Annotated in this window: 13 protein-coding genes and 2 rRNA genes (1 of these 15 only partly in view); 12 read left to right on the forward strand and 3 right to left on the reverse strand. The window is 70.6% G+C overall.

All coding sequences use genetic code 11. The features are described 5' to 3' along the window. The 3 genes from FHR36_RS04560 to FHR36_RS04570 form a co-directional block, all read left to right on the forward strand. Positions 1-1,849: ribosomal RNA gene (locus tag FHR36_RS04560) — 23S ribosomal RNA — on the forward strand; it begins 1,259 nt to the left of the window's first position. A gap of 71 nt (positions 1,850-1,920) precedes the next feature. After that, positions 1,921-2,037 (forward strand): 5S ribosomal RNA (rrf, locus tag FHR36_RS04565). 117 nt (positions 2,038-2,154) lie between these two features. Then, positions 2,155-3,024 carry a phosphatase PAP2 family protein gene (locus FHR36_RS04570; protein WP_253793943.1) on the forward strand — a complete coding sequence of 290 codons (870 nt, stop codon included), beginning with the start codon at positions 2,155-2,157 and terminating at the stop codon, positions 3,022-3,024. On the opposite strand, the gene FHR36_RS04575 is transcribed toward FHR36_RS04570, so the two are convergent. The 3 genes from FHR36_RS04575 to FHR36_RS04585 form a co-directional block, all read right to left on the reverse strand. Continuing rightward, positions 3,021-3,401: a hypothetical protein gene (locus FHR36_RS04575; RefSeq protein WP_253793945.1), complete on the reverse strand. Its 381-nt coding sequence runs from the start codon at positions 3,399-3,401 to the stop codon at positions 3,021-3,023. The two genes, FHR36_RS04570 and FHR36_RS04575, sit on opposite strands and share 4 nt — an antisense overlap. A gap of 138 nt (positions 3,402-3,539) precedes the next feature. Beyond that, positions 3,540-4,094 carry an acetate uptake transporter gene (locus FHR36_RS04580; RefSeq protein WP_253793947.1) on the reverse strand — a complete coding sequence of 185 codons (555 nt, stop codon included), beginning with the start codon at positions 4,092-4,094 and terminating at the stop codon, positions 3,540-3,542. Positions 4,095-4,349: 255 nt separating this feature from the next. Beyond that, positions 4,350-6,926 (reverse strand): SpoIIE family protein phosphatase, encoded by a 2,577-nt coding sequence (locus FHR36_RS04585; RefSeq protein ID WP_253793949.1) that lies wholly within the window; start codon positions 6,924-6,926, stop codon positions 4,350-4,352. Positions 6,927-7,258: 332 nt separating this feature from the next. Between FHR36_RS04585 and FHR36_RS04590 the strand changes: the two genes are divergently transcribed. From FHR36_RS04590 to FHR36_RS04630, 9 genes are all read left to right on the forward strand, one after another. Further along, on the forward strand, positions 7,259-11,944 hold the full coding sequence (locus FHR36_RS04590; protein WP_456077702.1) for a HAMP domain-containing protein: 4,686 nt from the start codon (positions 7,259-7,261) through the stop codon (positions 11,942-11,944). 203 nt (positions 11,945-12,147) lie between these two features. Beyond that, the gene (locus FHR36_RS04595; protein ID WP_253794734.1) at positions 12,148-12,783 is read left to right on the forward strand and encodes a response regulator; all 636 of its coding nucleotides are present in this window, start codon (positions 12,148-12,150) and stop codon (positions 12,781-12,783) included. A 123-nt stretch (positions 12,784-12,906) separates the two neighbouring features. Then, positions 12,907-15,555 carry a DNA translocase FtsK gene (locus tag FHR36_RS04600; protein WP_253793950.1) on the forward strand — a complete coding sequence of 883 codons (2,649 nt, stop codon included), beginning with the start codon at positions 12,907-12,909 and terminating at the stop codon, positions 15,553-15,555. Between the two features lie 158 nt (positions 15,556-15,713). Next, a complete protein-coding gene (locus FHR36_RS04605; protein ID WP_407660782.1) occupies positions 15,714-16,598 on the forward strand; it encodes a helix-turn-helix domain-containing protein in 885 nt (294 codons plus the stop codon). A 73-nt stretch (positions 16,599-16,671) separates the two neighbouring features. Further along, positions 16,672-18,129, forward strand: a complete 1,458-nt coding sequence (rimO, locus tag FHR36_RS04610; protein WP_253793951.1) for a 30S ribosomal protein S12 methylthiotransferase RimO — start codon at positions 16,672-16,674, stop codon at positions 18,127-18,129. Further along, positions 18,126-18,758 (forward strand): CDP-diacylglycerol--glycerol-3-phosphate 3-phosphatidyltransferase, encoded by a 633-nt coding sequence (pgsA, locus tag FHR36_RS04615; RefSeq protein ID WP_253793952.1) that lies wholly within the window; start codon positions 18,126-18,128, stop codon positions 18,756-18,758. The genes rimO and pgsA overlap by 4 nt, the downstream gene beginning before the upstream one ends. Before the next feature lie 14 nt (positions 18,759-18,772). Next, on the forward strand, positions 18,773-19,294 hold the full coding sequence (locus FHR36_RS04620; protein WP_253794738.1) for a CinA family protein: 522 nt from the start codon (positions 18,773-18,775) through the stop codon (positions 19,292-19,294). 220 nt (positions 19,295-19,514) lie between these two features. Next, positions 19,515-19,886 (forward strand): helix-turn-helix domain-containing protein, encoded by a 372-nt coding sequence (locus FHR36_RS04625; RefSeq protein WP_253793953.1) that lies wholly within the window; start codon positions 19,515-19,517, stop codon positions 19,884-19,886. A gap of 52 nt (positions 19,887-19,938) precedes the next feature. Continuing rightward, positions 19,939-20,184, forward strand: coding sequence for a hypothetical protein (locus FHR36_RS04630; protein WP_253793954.1), 246 nt, complete (start codon positions 19,939-19,941; stop codon positions 20,182-20,184). Positions 20,185-20,280: the final 96 nt, after the last annotated feature.

Below are 20,280 nucleotides of genomic sequence, written 5' to 3' on the forward strand. Positions count from 1 at the left end.
CAGCAATAGGGCCAACGCCCGCTGTGATGGGTAGGGGAGCGTCGTGTGCCGGGTGAAGCAGCCGAGGAATCGAGTTGTGGACGGTTCACGAGTGAGAATGCAGGCATGAGTAGCGATACAAGAGTGGGAAACTCTTGCGCCGATTGACCAAGGGTTCCTGGGTCAAGCTGATCTGCCCAGGGTAAGTCGGGACCTAAGGCGAGGCCGACAGGCGTAGTCGATGGACAACGGGTTGATATTCCCGTACCCGCTTTGAAGCGCCAACGCTGAACCCTCTGATGCTAAGCCCGTGAAGCCGGCCCGGAGTCTTCGGACAAAGGGACGTGGTGGAGCCGGTGGCCCGACGGGGTATTAGGTGAGCGATGGGGTGACGCAGGAAGGTAGTCCAGCCCGGGCGGTGGTAGTCCCGGGGTAAGGGTGTAGGACGAACGGTAGGCAAATCCGCCGTTCACATAGTCTGAGACCTGATGCCGAGCCGATTGTGGTGAAGTGGATGATCCTATGCTGTCGAGAAAAGCCTCTAGCGAGTTTCATGGCGGCCCGTACCCCAAACCGACTCAGGTGGTCAGGTAGAGAATACCGAGGCGTTCGGGTGAACTGTGGTTAAGGAACTCGGCAAAATGCCCCCGTAACTTCGGGAGAAGGGGGGCCATTGCTGGTGACGGGACTTGCTCCCCGAGCTGGTGGTGGCCGCAGAGACCAGCGAGAAGCGACTGTTTACTAAAAACACAGGTCCGTGCGAAGCCGTAAGGCGATGTATACGGACTGACGCCTGCCCGGTGCTGGAACGTTAAGGGGACCGGTTAGTCTAGTTTCGACTAGGCGAAGCTGAGAACTTAAGCGCCAGTAAACGGCGGTGGTAACTATAACCATCCTAAGGTAGCGAAATTCCTTGTCGGGTAAGTTCCGACCTGCACGAATGGCGTAACGACTTCTCGACTGTCTCAACCACAGGCCCGGTGAAATTGCATTACGAGTAAAGATGCTCGTTTCGCGCAGCAGGACGGAAAGACCCCGGGACCTTTACTATAGCTTGATATTGGTGTTCGGTTCGGCTTGTGTAGGATAGGTGGGAGACTGTGAAGCGGCAACGCCAGTTGTCGTGGAGTCGACGTTGAAATACCACTCTGGTCGTGCTGGATGTCTAACCTGGGTCCGTGATCCGGATCAGGGACAGTGTCTGGTGGGTAGTTTAACTGGGGCGGTTGCCTCCTAAAGAGTAACGGAGGCGCCCAAAGGTTCCCTCAGCCTGGTTGGCAATCAGGTGTTGAGTGTAAGTGCACAAGGGAGCTTGACTGTGAGACTGACGGGTCGAGCAGGTACGAAAGTAGGGACTAGTGATCCGGCGGTGGCTTGTGGAAGCGCCGTCGCTCAACGGATAAAAGGTACCCCGGGGATAACAGGCTGATCTTCCCCAAGAGTCCATATCGACGGGATGGTTTGGCACCTCGATGTCGGCTCGTCGCATCCTGGGGCTGGAGTAGGTCCCAAGGGTTGGGCTGTTCGCCCATTAAAGCGGTACGCGAGCTGGGTTTAGAACGTCGTGAGACAGTTCGGTCCCTATCCGCTGTGCGCGTAGGAGTGTTGAGAAGGGCTGTCCCTAGTACGAGAGGACCGGGACGGACGAACCTCTGGTGTGCCAGTTGTTCTGCCAAGGGCATGGCTGGTTGGCTACGTTCGGGAGGGATAACCGCTGAAAGCATCTAAGCGGGAAGCCTGCTTCGAGATGAGCACTCCCACCTCCTTGAGAGGGTAAGGCTCCCAGTAGACGACTGGGTTGATAGGCCGGATATGGAAGCCTCGTGAGGGGTGGAGTTGACCGGTACTAATAGGCCGAGGGCTTGTCCTCAGTTGCTCGCGTCCACTGTGTTGTTCTGAAACAACGACCGCCCTGCCGGCGGGTCGACAGTTTCATAGTGTTTCGGTGGTCATAGCGTGAGGGAAACGCCCGGTTACATTCCGAACCCGGAAGCTAAGCCTCACAGCGCCGATGGTACTGCAGGGGGGACCCTGTGGGAGAGTAGGACGCCGCCGAACAATTCTTCAGAAATAGCCCCTCCCGGGGAGATCCGGGAGGGGCTTTTCGCATTTCCGGGCAGGATCGCTCGCGAGACGGTCGTTCTCATCGCGCCCCCCACCGGGTACTCTGCGCCAATGCAGAACCTCACCCTGACCTGGCAGGCTTCGGCCGGTGCCTCGGCCGCGCTGTACGGCGCGGCGTTCGCGGTCAGGCGCGTGCGGGCGGTGGGGGCGGCGGGCCGGCGGGAGCTGGCGTCCGCGGTGCTGCGGGAGGCAGGTACGCTGCTGGCGCTGTTCACGCTGTGGCAGCTGGTGGGGCATCTCTCCCTGATGAGCACGGACCACGCGCTGGACCGAGCCGAGTGGATCCACCGGACCGAGCTGAAGTTCGGGCTGCCGGACGAGGTGTCCTGGCAGCGGGCGGTGGTGCCGCACCCGTGGCTGGTGGAGGCGGCGAACTACTACTACGCGACGATGCACTTCGGCGTGATGCTGGTGGTGCTGCTGTGGCTGTTCCTGCGGCATCGGGCGCGGTACGCGTGGGTGCGGACGACCGTGGTGCTGACCACGGCGGCGTGTCTGCTGATCCAGTTCATCCCGGTGGCGCCGCCCCGGATGCTGCCGGGGAACGGGTTCGTCGACCTGGCGGTGCAGTACGGGCAGTCGGTGTACGCGGGCGGGCCGGTCGCGGGGGTGGTGCCGGACCAGTTGTCGGCGATGCCGTCGGTGCACGTGGCGTGGTGCGTGATCGTCGCGGTGGCGGTGATCGGGGTGGCACGGTCGCCGTGGCGGTGGCTGGTGGTGCTGCATCCGCTGGTGACGGTGGTGGTCGTGGTGGTGACCGCGAACCACTTCTGGGCGGACGGCCTGGTGGCGATCGGGATTCTGCTGGTGGTCTACCTGGTGCAGCAGGCGGCGTCGGGCTGGCGCCATCACGCCCTGCCGCTCCACACGGGTTCCTCGCCGAGCGAGGCCCGGCAGGAGCGGAGCAGCGCGGGGCGCTAGCGCGCGGACGGCGGCAGGTGGCGGCGGACGCGGTCGAGCCGTTCGCGGCTCCGCTCCGGGCGGTCGATGCCCAGGCGCGCCCGGCGTTCCAGCCGGTACGCGACCACGATGGCGAGCGTGGCGTCCGGGGACTTCCGCCAGCGGCCGGTCCTGCGACGGCCGAAACGGATTCGCGGGTCGGCGTCGTCGGCGGTGGGCCCGTACGAGCGGAGGCGCTGCAGCGCCAGGGACTCCGCCCGGCGGAGTTCGTGGTGGGCGGCACGGCGGTTTCGGGGGATGTTCCGGCGGGAGCTCTGCTGGTTCTCGCCGTAGTCGTTGCGGCGGTCCTTGAGGTAGCTGAGCCGTTTCTTCTCCTGGGGTGACCGCCGCTGCCGCATGGCCTCATGGTGGGGCCGCGCGCGGCGGGCCGCACCGGATTTTCTACGACCGGGCAGATGCAGGAAGGCATGCGGAAGGGCCGAGCCCCGTGGGGGTGAGGCTCGGCCCGAGGGTTCCGGCGACGGTGCGTGCCGGGGCTACTTGACCGGCAGCGCCAGCCGGCCCCAGCGTCCGCCGGTGAGGGCGGCGGTGGCCGAGTACCAGGCGGCGAGGCCGGCGGCGGTGGCGACCCAGGCGGAGACCTTGCCGAGGCCGCTGCTGCCGTTGAAGGTGCCGATCGCGCTGAGCAGCAGGGAGACGGTCAGCAGGCCGTAGACGGCGCGGCCGAGCATGCCGTCGCCCCAGGAGGCGGCGGTCAGGGTGAGGGCGAGCAGGGCCCAGACCAGCAGGAACAGGCCGGCGGTGTTCTTGTCGACCGCGCCGGCGCCGGCCCAGACGACCCAGAAGGCGCCGAGGCTGGTAAAGGCGGTGCCGCCGAAGCGGTCGCCGTTCCAGAACTGCCAGAGACCGGCGATGAACAGAGTCGCGCCGCCGACCAGGTGGGCGAGCGAGGCGGCGCCGCCGGATGCGGTGCCGCTCAGCAGGCCGGTGCCGAGCAGGCCGTAGGCGAGGAGGGTGAGACCGAGGGCCAGGTTACCGAGCGGACCCGCGTCAGCGGATCGGGCGTTCGCCCCGGAAGCGTCGTTGCTCACCGGAGGCTCCTTTCACTCTGCGCCAGGGCATGGCGCGGTCACTGGTGAGTGAGGTGTGGGTGCGCAGGCCGGGCCGTGGGCGCACCGGCGAAGGAGTGCGGTCGGCTGCGGCGAAGTGTGAACCAGCTGGTCAGTGCTGGTCGAGTGTCCCCTCCGAGGTGGAATCCCCGGTGATGTGGGTGTACCCGGACAGGACGGCTTGTACCCTTGTGAATCTCACAATTTGGGTATCCGTCAGATAACCGGATCGGACACTTACGGTCGCCGTTGGGTCGGGATGCGCAACGTGAGGATCGCCATGTCGTCAGAAGGCGGCTCGGGAGCGAAGCGTTCCACCGCCCGGTGGACGCGGGCGGCGACCGCGCCGGCGGTCAGTCCGGTGCATCCGGTGAGGACGTCGGCGAGGCCCTCGTCGCCCAGCATCCGTCGGCCGTCCCGCCGTTCGGTGACCCCGTCGGTGACGCAGAGCAGGACCTCGCCCGGGCTGAGGACCAATTCCTCGGCGGTGAGTTCGAGTTCGTCCATGACGCCGAGCAGGGGCTGCGGCGAGGCGGCCTGGTCGACCTGGCCGTCGGTGCGCAGGCGCAGCGGCAGCGGGTGGCCGGCGCAGACCAGGGAGAGGGCGGTGGATCCGTCCGGGCGGGGGGTCAGCTCGCCGTAGAGCAGGGTGAGGAAGCGGGCACGGCTGCCCTCGTCGAGGATGGCGGCGTTGAGCCGGCTGAGGACCTGCGGGGCGTTGAGGCCTTCGCGGGCGAGCAGGCGCAGGGAGTTGCGGGCGAGGCCGGTGACGGAGGCGGCTTCGGGGCCGGTGCCGCAGACGTCGCCGATGGCGAAGCCGTAGGTGCCCTCGCGGATGGGGAAGAGGTCGTAGAAGTCGCCGCCGACCTCGTTGCCCTCGCCGGCGGCCTGGTAGAAGACCTCCACCTCGACGCCCGGGATCTTGGGCAACTCGGGCGGCAGCAGGGCGCGTTGGAAGGCCTGGCTGGTGGCGGTGCGCTCGCTGTAGAGGCGGGAGTTGTCGAGGGCCAGGGCGGCGCGGCGGGAGAGGTCCTCGCCGAGTTCGAGGATCTCCTGGCGGAAGCGCATGCCGCCGGCGAGGCCGAGGACCAGCAGGCCGATGACGCGGTTGCGGGCGGAGAGCGGCAGGACGACGGTTTCACCGAGCAGGCCGGCCAGTTCGGGGCTGTCGGTGAGGCCGAGGGACCGGGCGGTCTCGGTGGGGGCCTTCCAGAAGCGGACGCCGGGGCCGCGGCCGGCGTCGGGGGCCGGGGTCTTGTCGAGGACGGCGCGCAGCGGGTCGATGCGGTCCTCGTCCTCGTGGAGCAGGAAGGCGAGTTCGGCGGCGTTGGCGCCGGCGGTGCCGGGTTCGCCGGTGGTGTAGACGGCGCACCAGCTGGCCAGGGTGGGGACGGCCATCTGGGCCATCAGGGCGAGGGTCTGCTCGTGTTCGAGGGTGCCGGCGAGCAGGTCGGAGGCCTCGACCAGGAAGGAGAGCGAGCCGCGGCGCAGCCGTTCGAGTTCGCTGAGGCGGGCGCTCTCCAGGGCGAGGGCGATCCGGTCGGCGCCGAACTGGAGGCGCAGGGCGTCCTCGTTGTCGTAGCGGCCGGGGGTGGTGGCGGCGACGCCGAGCGAGCCGGTGAGGCGGCCGTCGACCTTGAGCGGGACGGTGATGAGGGAGCGCAGTCCGGTGCCGCTGAGCAGCGGGGCGACGCCGCGGCGGACGGAGAGGTCCTCGTGGACGGTGGGCAGGCGGGAGGTGTCGAAGCGGCCGCCGCCGGCGTCGATGGGCAGGCGGCCGAAGCGCTGTCCGGAGATGGGCAGTCCGGTGGTGGCGCGGACCTCGAACTCGCTCTCGTCCTCGCTGGTGAGCAGGAGGTAGGCGGCGTCGGCGTCGAGCAGGTCGCGGGCGCGTTCGACGATCCGCTGGAGGAGTCCGGCGAGGTCGTCGGTGGTGTCGGGGGCGACGGCGCCGACCAGCAGGTCGAGGGGTTCGAGGGCGGTATGGGTGTCGGCCGCGGTGGCGGGGGAGCGCAGCACGGCGCGGTCCTGGGCGCGGACGAGCAGGCACAGGACGGTGGGGGTGCCGTCGGTGTCGCGCAGGCGGACGTGCAGCCCGTACACGTCGGTGAGGGTGTCCCCGGCGGTGCGGACGGCGTAGCCGCCCTCCCAGCGGGCCAGCCGGAGGGTGTCGCCCAGGCCGAGGCCGGCACCGGGGGACTGGGGCCAGGCCGCGTACTCGGACCAGGGGCGGCCGAGGACGGTGTCGGCGCGGTGGTGCAGGAGGGCTTCGGCGTCGGCGTTCCAGGTGCGGATCCGGCCGTCCTCGTCGAGTTGGACGACGGCGACGCGTACCGGGCCGTCGGTGCCGGGGAGTTCGCCGCCGGGCAGGCTGGGCAGGGCGTAGCGGGTGCCGGCCTGCTGCTCGGGCAGGTCGAGGCGGAACCAGACGGTTTTGCGGCCGGCGGCGTACTCGACGCCCCAGCGGCTCGCCAGGGCGGAGCACATCAGCAGGCCGCGGCCGCCCTCGCCGTCGGGGTCGGCGAAGTGGTCGGAGGAGGACGCGGGGAGGTTGGCGAGGGAGGGCAGGCCGCGTTCGGGGTGGCGGTCGGTGACCTCGATGCGGACGGCGGTGTCCTCGCGCAGGCAGGCGACCTCGGCGGCGGTGCCGGCGTGCACCACGGCGTTGGTGACCAGTTCGCTGACCAGGACGACCGCGTCGTCGACCACTTCGGGCAGGCCCCAGCCGAGCAGCGCGTCGCGCACGAAGCCGCGCGCGGCGGCGGCCGATCGGCCGACCGGTTCGAAGGTGGCGGCTGCGCGCGCGGTGACCACGGCCACGTCTCCTCTTCTCTGGTCCGGCTGTGCCGGGGGCGGGGCGGGTGGCGCCGTCCGGTCCCGGTGCAGCGGTCCACCCTACTTTCCACTGGGTACCCCGCGGAGTCCGGGCGCCGAAACAGGCACCGGAGGGTGATTCTGTTCACCGTTTTGCCCATCCCCCGTGAGAACCCTGTGCAACCGGCCGGACACCCGGGGCGGCTACTGACAGACTGGGGGGTCCGCAGTCGTCGGTCGGCGCAGTACGGTCGAGGGCGGCGGCGGTTCCTCGGGCGGCCGTCCGCCCGCTCCCGAGCGGTACTGAACAGCCATGATCTGGGAGGGCCCTGTTGAGTTCGGCCACCAAGGACGTTACCGGTACGACTCCGGCCGCGGTGCGCGGCAGCCGGTCGGTTCCGCCGTCGCGCGGTGCCGCCGGGCGGCGGCAGGGTGCGGTCCGGGGCGCCGAGCCCGCCGAGCTGCGCAAGCTGCTGGCGGCGTTGACGGCGATGCGCGACGGCAACTTCCGTCGCCGGCTGACGTTTCCCGGGGACGGCCTGCTGGCGGAGATCGCCGCGGTGTTCAACGAGGTCGCCGAGCGCAACCAGCACCTGACCGGTGAGCTGGCCCGGGTGCGGCGGGCGGTGGGCCGGGAGGGCCGGCTGTCGGAGCGGCTGGAGACCGGTGTCGGCGAGGGCGCCTGGATGGCGGCGGTCGACAACTGCAATGCGCTGATCGACGATCTGGCCCGTCCGATGGCGGAAGTGGGCCGGGTGCTCACCTCGATCGCCGAGGGCGACCTGGACCAGCGGATGGAGCTGCGCTCGGTCCACACCTCGGGGGCGAGCTACCCGCTGCGCGGCGAGTTCCTGAAGGTCGGCCGGACGGTGAACGGGCTGGTCGACCAGCTCTCGGAGTTCACCGACGAGGTGACCCGGGTGGCGATCGAGGTGGGTACCGAGGGCAAGCTCGGCGGCCAGGCCAGGGTCCGCAGCGTGTCGGGCAGTTGGAAGGACCTGGCGGACTCGGTCAACACCATGGCCGGGCGGCTGACGGCGCAGGTGCGCAACATCGCCGAGGTGACCACGGCGGTGGCCAAGGGCGACCTGTCGCGCAAGGTCACGGTCGACGTGGCCGGCGAGATGCTGGAGCTGAAGAACACCGTCAACACGATGGTGGACCAGCTGAACTCCTTCGCGGCGCAGGTGACCCGGGTGGCCCGCGACGTGGGCACCGAGGGACGGCTGGGCGGTCAGGCGCAGGTGCCGGGCGTGGCCGGCGTGTGGCGCGACCTCACCGACTCGGTGAACTTCATGGCCAACAACCTGACGGCGCAGGTGCGCAACATCGCCGAGGTGACCACGGCGGTGGCCAAGGGCGACCTGTCGCGGAAGATCGAGGTCGACGCGCGCGGTGAGATCCAGGAGCTGAAGAACACCATCAACACGATGGTGGACCAGCTGTCGGGCTTCGCCGAGCAGGTGACCCGGGTGGCGCGCGCGGTGGGCACCGAGGGCATCCTGGGCGGCCAGGCGCAGGTGCCGGGCGTGGCGGGGGTCTGGAAGGACCTGACCGAGAACGTCAACTCGATGGCGAACAACCTCACCAGCCAGGTGCGCAACATCGCCCAGGTGACCACGGCGGTGGCCAAGGGCGACCTGTCGCAGAAGATCCAGGTGGACGCCCGCGGCGAGATCCTGGAACTCAAGAACACCATCAACACGATGGTCGACCAGCTGTCCTCGTTCGCGGACGAGGTGACCCGGGTGGCCCGGGACGTGGGCACCGAGGGCATCCTGGGCGGTCAGGCGAGCGTGCCCGGCGTCTCCGGCACCTGGAAGGACCTGACCAACAGCGTCAACCTGATGGCCAACAACCTGACCAGTCAGGTGCGCAACATCGCCGAGGTGACCACGGCGGTGGCGCGCGGCGACGTCTCCAAGAAGATCACCGTCGACGCCAAGGGCGAGATCCGCGAGCTGGTCACCACCGTGAACACCATGGTCGACCAGCTGTCGGCGTTCGCGGACGAGGTGACCCGGGTGGCCCGCGAGGTGGGCACCGAGGGCATCCTCGGCGGCCAGGCCCGGGTGAGCGGCGTCTCGGGCATCTGGCGGGACCTGACCGACAACGTCAACTTCATGGCGTCCAACCTGACCAGCCAGGTCCGCAACATCGCCGAGGTGGCCACCGCGGTGGCCCGCGGCGACCTGTCCAAGAAGATCACCATCGAGGCGCAGGGCGAGATCCTGGAGCTGGCCGGCACCCTGAACACGATGGTCGACCAGCTGTCGGCGTTCGCCGTCGAGGTGACCCGGGTGGCCCGCGAGGTGGGTACCGACGGCACCCTGGGCGGCCAGGCGTCGGTGCCGGGCGTGGCCGGCATCTGGAAGGACCTCACCGACAACGTCAACCTGATGGCCAACAACCTGACCGGCCAGGTCCGCAACATCGCCCTGGTCATCACGGCGGTGGCCCGCGGCGACCTCTCGCAGAAGATCGACGTCGACGCCCGGGGCGAGATCCTGGAGCTCAAGACCAGCATCAACACCATGGTCGACCAGCTCGGCGGCTTCGGTGACGAGGTGACCCGCGTCGCCCGCGAGGTGGGCACCGACGGACGCCTCGGCGGCCAGGCCCGGGTGGCCGGGGTCGCCGGCACCTGGCAGGACCTCACCGAGTCGGTGAACGAGCTGGCCAACAACCTGACCCGGCAGGTGCGCGCGATGGCGCAGGTGGCGACCGCGGTGACCCGCGGCGACCTGTCGCCCCGGATCAACGTGGAGGCGTCCGGCGAGCTGGCCGAGCTCAAGGACAACATCAACCAGATGGTCGCCAACCTGCGCGAGACCACCCGGGCCAACAAGGAACAGGACTGGCTGAAGACCAACCTGGCCCGGATGTCCGGTCTGCTGCAGGGCCGCCGCGACCTGTCCGCGGTCGCCTCGCTGATCATGAGCGAGCTCACCCCGGTGGTCTCCGCCCAGCACGGCGCGTTCTTCCTCGCCCAGCCGGCCGGCCGGACCGCCGAGCTGGTCACCGAGGACGACGACGAGAACGACGTGGTGATGCGGCTGATCGGCAGCTACGGCTACAACCGGCGCACCATGCCGACCACCTTCCGGCTCGGCGAGGGCCTGATCGGCCAGGCCGCGGTGGAGAAGCGGCCGATCCTGCTGAAGGAGACCCCGCCCGGCTACCTGAAGATCGCCTCGGGCCTGGGCGAGTCCGCGCCCTCGCACGTCGTGGTGCTGCCGGTGCTGTTCGAGGGCCGGCTGCTCGGCGTGATCGAGCTGGCCACCTTCTCCTCGTTCACCGCCGTCGCACTGGACTTCCTCAACCAGATCGCCGACCAGATCGGCGTCACCGTGAACACCATCTCGGTCAACACCAAGACCGAGGGGCTGCTCCTGGAGTCGCAGCGCCTGACCGCCGAACTCTCGATGCGGTCGGCCGAGTTGGAGGCCCGTCAGGAGGAGCTGGAGCGCACCAACGAGGAGCTGCAGGAGAAGGCCGAGCAGCTCGCCCAGCAGAATCGTGACATCGAGATCAAGAACAGCGAGATCGAGGAGGCGCGGCAGATCCTGGAGGAGCGCGCCGAGCAGCTCGCGCTGGCCTCGCGCTACAAGAGCGAGTTCCTCGCCAACATGTCGCACGAGCTGCGCACCCCGCTCAACTCGCTGCTGATCCTGGCCAAGCTGCTCTCCGACAACAACGAGGGCAACCTGTCGGCCAAGCAGGTCGAGTTCGCCGAGACCATCCACGGCGCCGGCTCGGACCTGCTGCAGCTGATCAACGACATCCTCGACCTGTCCAAGGTGGAGGCGGGCAAGATGGACGTCCGCCCGGCCAAGATCGCCCTGGTCCAGCTGGTCGACTACGTCGAGGCGGCGTTCCGGCCGCTCACTGCGGACAAGAACCTGGACTTCGCGGTCCGGGTCTCCCCGGACCTGCCGGTCACCCTGCACACCGACGAGCAGCGCCTCCAGCAGGTGCTGCGCAACCTGCTCTCCAACGCGGTGAAGTTCACCGACAGCGGCGCGGTGGAGCTGATGATCCGCCGCGCGGCCAACGGCGACGTGCCGCAGCACGTCCGCGAGCAGCTGCTGGAGTCCGAGTCGATCGCCGGCCCGGACGAGCCGCTGATCGCCTTCTCGGTCTCCGACACCGGCATCGGCATCCCCGGCAACAAGCTGCGGGAGATCTTCGAGGCCTTCAAGCAGGCGGACGGCGGCACCAGCCGCAAGTACGGCGGCACCGGCCTCGGCCTGTCGATCAGTCGGGAGATCGCCCGCCTGCTGGACGGCGAGATCCACGTGGAGAGCGAGCTGAACAGCGGCTCGACCTTCACCCTGTACCTGCCGCTGCGCAGCGAGGGCCCGGACGGACCGGCCGGAGAGCGGGCCCCCGCGCGGGCCGCGATCGCGGCGACCTCGGCCGGCACGCCCGTCCCGCTCGGGGAGAACCCGGCCCAGCACTGGGCGCAGGAGGTGCGCGAGCTGGCCGAGGAGCGCCGTCGGGACGCGGCCGAGCGCCGGCGTGCGGTGCGGGCCGCGGAGCAGGCCCCGGCCGCGCCCGCCGAGGAGGGCGGCGTGCCGCGCCAGCCGGCCGAGTCGGCGCCGGCCCAGCAGGCCGCCCTGCCGCAGTTCCACGGCCGCTTCGACGGGGAGCGGGTGCTGATCGTCGACGACGACATCCGCAACGTCTTCGCCCTGACCAGCGTGCTGGAGCAGTACGGCCTGACCGTGCTGTACGCGGAGAACGGCCGCGAGGGCATCGAGGTGCTGGAGCAGCACGAGGACGTGGCCCTGGTGCTGATGGACATCATGATGCCGGAGATGGACGGCTACGCGACCACCGAGGCGATCCGCCGGATGCCCCAGTTCGCCGGGCTGCCGATCATCGCGCTGACCGCCAAGGCGATGAAGGGCGACCGGGAGAAGAGCCTCCAGGCGGGCGCGACCGACCACGTCACCAAGCCGGTCGACCCGGACCACCTGCTGGCGGTCATGCGCCAGTGGCTCTCGGTCCAGTAGCCGCCACGGGCCCGGGCACGCCGTCACTGGCGGGCCCGGCCGGGAACCCGGTAGGGTCACCCAATCGTTGCGAACAGTGACCGAACGGTGACGGGTCGCACTGGGCCTGTGGCGGGCAAGGGGGTACGGCTAGCATGACCGGGGCAGTGATGGGCGGCACGCGCGTGCCGTCCCTCGGAAAACAACCGGCAGGAGGTCGGGTCCTGGTGCAGAAGGCGAAGATCCTTCTGGTCGACGACCGGCCGGAGAACCTCCTCGCGCTGGAGGCGATCCTCTCCGCGCTCGACCAGACGCTGGTCCGCGCCTCGTCCGGGGAGGAGGCGCTCAAGGCGCTGCTCACCGACGACTTCGCGGTGATCCTCCTGGACGTCCAGATGCCCGGCATGGACGGGTTCGAGACGGCCGCGCACATCAAGCGCCGCGAGCGCACCCGGGACATCCCGATCATCTTCCTCACCGCGATCAACCACGGGCCGCACCACACCTTCCGCGGCTACGCGGCCGGTGCGGTCGACTACATCTCCAAGCCCTTCGACCCGTGGGTGCTGCGCGCCAAGGTCTCCGTCTTCGTCGACCTCTACATGAAGAACTGCCAGCTCAAGGAGCAGGCCGCGCTGCTGCGCCTGCAGGTGGAGTCGGACGGACAGGCGGCGCTCGGCGCGCCGCTGCTGAGCGAGCTGTCGGCCCGGCTGGCGTCGGTCGAGGAGCAGGCCGAGGCGCTCACCAAGCAGCTGGAGGGCTCGCCCGAGCCCGCCGCGGCGGCGACCGCGGCCCATCTGGAGCGCAAGCTCGCCGGTCTGCGCCGGGCGCTGGAGGCGCTCCGTCCGGGTTCGAACTGAGCGCGCGTCACTCTCACACGATCGGGTGACGGCGGGGCGGGGTGACGGGGTGTCGCGACACGCCCCGGCCATTCCGGTCGGGCGCGCCGATCGGGCTCGACACCCCCGGTAGGCTGCTGACCCATGGCCACACGTACGCCCGGCGCCGCGCCACGCAACCCCAAGCCCGGGCCGGCCAAGAAGGCGCCGGCCAAGAAGGCCGCGGCGCCCAAGCCGCCCGCCAAGCGGGCGGCCGCGAAGAAGGCGGCGCCCCCGCCGCCTCCGCCGCCGCGTCCGATACTCTTCCGCGCCGTCCGTGCGGTCTGGCTGGGCATCGCGCACTCGATCGGCGCGGTCTTCCGCGGCTTCGGGCACGGCGCCAAGAACCTCGACCCGGCGCACCGCAAGGACGGCGTGGCGCTGCTGCTGCTGGCGCTGGCCCTGGTCACCGCGGCGGGCACCTGGTTCGGCCCGCAGGGCTGGCTGGGCGAGGCGGCCACCAATGTGGTCTCCGGACTGTTCGGCCGCCTCGACGTGCTGGTGCCGCTCGTGCTCGGCGGCACCGCGGTCAAGCTGATGCGCCACCCCGGCCCGCCGGAGGCCAACGGCCGGATCGCGATCGGCCTGACCACCCTGGTGGTCGGCATCCTCGGGCTGGTCCACATCGGCTGCGGCGCGCCCGCGATGTCCAGCGGGGCGACCCGGATCCGGCAGGCCGGCGGCATCCTCGGCTGGGCCGCCTCCACGCCGATGATGGCGGCCGCGGGGCCGCCGCTGGCGGTGCCGCTGCTGCTGCTGCTCGCCTTCTTCGGCCTGCTGGTGGTCACCGCCACCCCGGTCAATCGCATCCCGGAGCGGCTCCAGCAGCTCGGGGTGCGGCTCGGGGTGGTCGAGCCGCTGCCCGCCGACGGTCCGGACGGCGAGTCGGCCGACGAGCGCGCGTACTCCACCGCGCCGCCGGAGGACGCCGACCCGGACGCCCTGCCGATCACCATCGGGGACGACGAGCTCTCCGCCCGCCGCAAGCGCCGCCGCCGCAAGGGCGAGGAGCCAGCCGCCGAGCCGGTCTCCTTCGACAAGGACCCGTACCAGACCCGTGACCTGGCGGCCGGCGTCGCCGCCGACCTGGACGGCGCGCTCACCTGGGGCGTGCCCGGCTCCCCGGCGGTGGCGAGCATGCTGAACCAGGTCAAGGACAACACCGCCCCGCCGGAGGAGCCGTGGGACAGCGGCCCGGCCGGCGGCGCCGTACCGGCCGCGCGCGCCTCCGAGGCCCCCGAGGGCCACGGCGAGGCCCCGGTCCGGATGGAGCAGCTGCAGCTCGCCGGCGACATCACCTACGCGCTGCCCGCGCTGGACCTGCTGGAGCGCGGCGCGCCCGCCAAAGCCCGCTCCCAGCTCAACGACGAGGTGGTCGCCCAGCTGACTGGCGTGTTCGCCGAGTTCAAGGTGGACGCCCGGGTCACCGGCTTCACCCGCGGCCCGACGGTCACCCGCTACGAGGTCGAGCTCGGCCCAGCCGTGAAGGTCGAGCGGATCACCGCCCTGGCCAAGAACATCGCGTACGCGGTGGCCACCCCCGACGTGCGGATCATCTCGCCGATCCCCGGCAAGTCCGCGGTCGGCGTGGAGATCCCCAACCGGGACCGCGAGATGGTCACCCTCGGCGACCTGCTGCGCTCGCGCACCGCCGCCGAGGACAGCCACCCGATGGTGGTCGGCATGGGCAAGGACGTCGAGGGCCACACCGTGATGGCCAACCTCGCCAAGATGCCGCACGTGCTGGTCGCCGGCGCCACCGGCGCGGGCAAGTCCTCCTGTATCAACTGCCTGATCACCTCGGTCCTGGTCCGGGCCACCCCGGACGAGGTGCGGATGGTGCTGGTCGACCCCAAGCGGGTCGAGCTGACCGCGTACGAGGGCATCCCGCACCTGATCACACCGATCATCACCAACCCGAAGAAGGCCGCCGAGGCCCTCCAGTGGGTGGTGCGCGAGATGGACATGCGCTACGACGACCTGGCGGCCTTCGGCTTCCGGCACGTCGACGACTTCAACGCCGCGGTCCGGGCCGGCACCGTCAAGCCGCCGCTGGGCAGCGAGCGCGAGCTGACGCCGTACCCGTACCTGCTGGTGATCGTGGACGAGCTGGCCGACCTGATGATGGTCGCCCCGCGCGACGTCGAGGACTCGGTGGTCCGGATCACCCAGCTCGCCCGTGCGGCCGGCATCCACCTGGTGCTGGCCACCCAGCGGCCCTCGGTGGACGTGGTCACCGGCCTGATCAAGGCCAACGTGCCGTCCCGGCTGGCCTTCGCCACCTCGGCGATGGCCGACTCCCGGGTCATCCTGGACCAGCCCGGCGCGGAGAAGCTGATCGGCAAGGGCGACGCGCTCTTCCTGCCGATGGGCGCCTCCAAGCCGGTCCGCATGCAGGGCGCGTTCGTCACCGAGGCGGAGATCGCCAGGGTGGTCCAGCACTGCAAGGACCAGCTGGCCGCCCGCTACCGCGAGGACGTGGTGGTCGGCGGCGGGCCGAAGAAGGAGATCGACGAGGAGATCGGCGACGACCTCGACCTGCTGATCCAGGCGGCCGAGCTGGTGGTCTCCACCCAGTTCGGCTCCACCTCGATGCTGCAGCGCAAGCTGCGGGTCGGATTCGCGAAGGCCGGCCGTCTGATGGACCTGATGGAATCGCGCGGGATCGTCGGCCCGAGCGAGGGATCGAAGGCCCGTGACGTGCTGATCAAGCCGGACGAACTGGACGCGGTACTGCTCACGCTGCGGGGGTGACCTGCGGGTGGTCTCACTCGTTCGGAGGAATGTGATGACCACCCGTCAGATCTCCCCAACCGGGCCCGCTCGTTCGGGCCATACCGGTTGAGAAACGTTCCGCCACCACCCCTAGACTGTCTTCTCAGCAGGTGGCCAACGCTCGAAAGGCACGCCCCGTGACCATCGGCAAGTCCCCCCGCCGCGACTCCCACACCTCCTCCGCGCCCTCCGCCGCCGTGCCCGATCAGGCCGCGGAGCAGTCGGGCGTGGTCGAACGGCCGGCCGACGCCGGGCCGAGCATCGGCCGGGTGCTGGCGGCGGCGCGGATCGAGGCCGGACTGACCGTCGATCAGGTCAGCACCGCGACCCGGATCCGGGTGCCGATCGTCCACGCGGTGGAGGACGACGACTTCGACCGCTGCGGCGGCGACTTCTACGCCCGCGGCCACATCCGGCTGATCGCCCGCGCCGTCGGCGTGGACGGGGACGCCCTGGTCGCCCGCTACGACGCCGCCCACGGTGGCGCCCCGGGCCCGCGCCGGGCCACCCAGCTGCTGGACACCGGCCCGATCAAGGTCACCGACCACCGCCGCCCGAACTGGACCGGCGCCATGGTCGCCGCCATCGTCGCGGTGGTCGCGCTGATCGGCTTCAACCTGTTCGGCAGCGGCTCCACCACCGACCACACCCCCGGCGCCGCCAGTGCTCCGCTGCCCAGCGGCGCCTCGGCCCCCTCCACCGCCACCGCCCAGCCCCCGGCGCCCGCCCCCAGCCTGGCCCCGATCGCCGCCGCCCCGGCCGACAAGGTGACCGTGAAGCTGGTCGCCGAGAAGGACAAGAGCTGGGTCACTGCCAAGGACGGTAACGGCAAGTCGCTCTTCTCGAACAACCTCGAGGAGGGCCAGGACCAGACCTTCACCGATCCCAAGAAGATCAACCTGGTGATCGGCAACGCCGGGGCCGTCCACGTGTACGTCAACGGCAAGGACCTCGGGCCCGCCGGTCAGGATGGCCAGGTCGTGCACCTGACGTACACCCCGGGCGACCCGCAGGCCGGCTGATCACCGAGATGTGATCAAGGCGTGTGGCCTCCGGGGGGAACGGCACCGGGGGTCGCGCGTTAATCTTGGCGTCATGCCTGAAACCCGCACTGTCGCCCTGGTCACGCTCGGATGCGCTCGCAACGAGGTCGACTCCGAGGAACTCGCCGGGCGACTGGAGGCCGACGGCTGGAAGCTGGTGGACGACGCCAGTGAGGCCGACGTCGCCGTCGTCAACACCTGCGGGTTCGTCGAGGCCGCCAAGAAGGACTCCGTCGACGCCCTCCTCGAAGCCAACGACCTCAAGGGACACGGCCGCACCCAGGCCGTCGTCGCCGTCGGCTGCATGGCCGAGCGCTACGGCAAGGAACTCGCCGACGCCCTCCCCGAGGCCGACGGCGTGCTCGGCTTCGACGACTACGCCGACATCTCCACCCGCCTGCAGACCATCCTGTCCGGCGGCCACGTCGAGGCGCACACCCCGCGCGACCGCCGCAAGCTGCTCCCACTCACCCCGGTCGAGCGGCAGGCCGCGGCCGCCGAGGTCGCCCTGCCCGGCCACGGCGCTCCCGAGGACCTCCCCGACGGCCTCGCCCCCGCCTCCGGCCCGCGCACCCTGCGCAAGCGCCTGGACGACGCCCCGGTCGCCTCGGTGAAGCTCGCCTCCGGCTGCGACCGCCGCTGCTCCTTCTGCGCCATCCCGGCCTTCCGCGGCTCCTTCATCTCCCGCCGCCCCAGCGACGTGCTCAACGAGGCGGTCTGGCTGGCCGGCCAGGGCGTCCGCGAGATCGTCCTGGTCAGCGAGAACAACACCTCGTACGGCAAGGACCTCGGCGACATCCGCCTGCTGGAGACCCTGCTCGGCGAGATCGCCGCGATCGAGGGCGTCGAGCGGGTGCGGGTCAGCTACCTGCAGCCCGCCGAGATGCGGCCCGGTCTGATCGACGCGATGACCGGCACCGACAAGGTCGTGCCCTACTTCGACCTGTCCTTCCAGCACTCGGCCCCGGCCGTGCTGCGCCGGATGCGCCGCTTCGGCAGCACCGACCAGTTCCTGGAGCTGCTGGGCACCATCCGCGACAAGGCCCCGGAGGCCGGCGCCCGGTCCAACTTCATCGTCGGCTTCCCCGGCGAGACCGAGGAGGACTTCGCCGAGCTGGAACGGTTCATCACCCACGCCGGGCTCGACGCCATCGGCGTCTTCGGCTACTCCGACGAGGAGGGCACCGAGGCGGCCGGCTACGACGGCAAGCTCGACCAGGACGTGGTCGACCAGCGGCTGGCCCGGCTCTCCCGGCTCGCCGAGGAGCTCACCGCCCAGCGCGCCGAGCAGCGGATCGGCAGCGAGGTGCTGGTCCTGGTCGAGTCGGTCGAGGACGGCGTCGTCGAGGGCCGGGCCGCCCACCAGGCGCCGGAGACCGACGGCCTGACCACCCTGCTCGGGATCGAGGACGCCGAGATCGGCCGCTTCTACCGGGCCCGCGTGGTCGGTACCGAGGGCGTCGACCTGGTGGCCGAGATCCTCGCCGACGGTGCGGAGGACGGAGCATGACCAAGGGGCCAGGGGCCCCCGCGGCGACGCGGCCCACGGCGGCCGCGCCGCCACCGCCGCCGGGGGTCTGGAACATCGCCAACGTCCTGACCATGGTCCGGCTGCTGCTGGTCCCGGTCTTCGTGGCGCTGCTCTTCGCCGACGGCGGACACAACCCCAAGTGGCGCTCGGTCGCCTGGGCGGCCTTCGCCATCGCGATGATCACCGACCTGTTCGACGGCGAGCTGGCCCGGCGCAAGGGCCTGATCACCGACTTCGGCAAGATCGCCGACCCGATCGCCGACAAGGCGATCATGGGGGCCGCGCTGATCGGCCTCTCGATCCTCGGCGACCTGCCCTGGTGGATCACCGCGGTCATCCTCTTCCGCGAGCTCGGCATCACCCTGATGCGCTTCTGGGTGATCCGCTTCGCCGTCATCCCGGCCAGCCGGGGCGGCAAGCTCAAGACCCTCACCCAGGGCATCGCGGTCGGCATGTACGTGCTGGAGCTGACCGGCTGGCTCGCCACCGCGCGGGCCGTCCTGATGGGCATCGCGGTGCTGCTGACCGTCGGCACCGGACTCGACTACGTCGGCCAGGCCGTCCGGCTGCGCCGCGAGGGGCTGGCGAAGGAGCGGGCGGGGAAGTGACCACCGGCGAGGGCCTGTCAGGGGACACGGGCGGGGGCGGGGCCGCAGGCGGCAGCGGGCTTGCCGAGCGGGTGCTGGCGGCGGTGCGCGGCGAGGGGGCGACGCTGGCCGTCGCCGAGTCGCTGACCGGCGGCCTGCTGGCGGCCACGCTGGTCGACGTGCCCGGCGCCTCGACGGTGCTGCGCGGCTCGGTCACCGCGTACGCGACCGACATCAAGGCCTCGGTGCTGGGCGTGGACGAGGGCCTGCTCGCCGTCCACGGCCCGGTCCACCCGGTGGTCGCCCGCCAGATGGCCGACGGCGTCCGCCGCCTGCTCGGCGCCACCTACGGCCTCGCCACCACCGGCGTGGCCGGACCCGACCCGCAGGACGGGCAGCCGGTCGGCACCGTCCACGTCGCGCTGGCCGGCCCGGCGGGAACAGCGGCGGCGTCACCGCGGTTGTCGGGGGAGCGTGCCACAATCCGGCGCGACACGGTGACGGCCGCCCTCGAGTTGCTGCTCGAACGTGTAGCGAACGATTCCCCGGCGCGCTGAGGTTTGCTGAAATCGCTGAACTGGCCCCGCGGGCCGGAGGATCGTGTTAGACCGGATGGCCCGGTTGGGCAGATATCCAGCCAGAGGCGGGGAACAGACAGGGGAGGGGGCAGCCTTGCAGCCCAGAGTGAACACGACCACGGTCCCCGCACGGGATGCGGACAAGGCGGTACGGTGGGGGCGTGACATCTCGATCCGCAGTCCGAGGAGGGAGGCACCGATGATTCTGCTCCGTCGCCTGCTGGGCGATGTGCTGCGTCGGCAGCGCCAGCGCCAGGGCCGCACACTCCGCGAGGTGTCGGCAGCCGCCAGGGTTTCGCTCGGCTACCTCTCCGAGGTCGAGCGGGGACAGAAGGAGGCCTCCTCCGAGCTGCTCTCCGCCATCTGCGACGCGCTCGATGTCCGGATGTCCGAGGTCATGCGCGAGGTCAGCGACGAGCTGTCGCTCGCCGAACTTGCGGCGATGGCCACCCTCTCGGAGGGTGATCTGCTGAGGCCGGTGCTCGAACCGGTTCCGCTGCCGTCGCCCGGCGTCGACCGGGCCGGTTCCATGTCGCCCAAGACGGCGGCCATGGACGTGGTGGCGGCCTGACCGGACCTCGCCGGTCCCGACGATCTCGGGACGCGAGTGAAGGAGGCCGCAGATGCGGGGTGCGTGGGCGCTGCGCGGGGTTCTGCTCGTGCTGGCCGGCACGTTGGGTTGGATCTTGCTGCTGGGCGGCACCGTCGGTTCCGGCGGTGCCGCCCTCGGCATATTCGCGGCGGGTGGCTGGGGGCTGGCGCTGGTGCCCATCCACACCCGAGAGGCTCATGCGCGGACGGGAGAACTCCGTCAGGGGCTCGGGGAACTGCGAGGGCATCCCCTGGAGCGCGAGCCGGACGGCGGGTGAGGCGGAAGGCTGCGGGACCGTACCTTTCGTACGCGCGCAGTTCCCCGCGCCCCTGGGGTCTGCCCGACCTGTGCAGTTTTCCGCGCCCCTGGGGGG

Origin of the sequence: Kitasatospora cinereorecta, assembly GCF_024172095.1 — a bacterium.
GTDB lineage: Bacteria > Actinomycetota > Actinomycetes > Streptomycetales > Streptomycetaceae > Kitasatospora > Kitasatospora cinereorecta.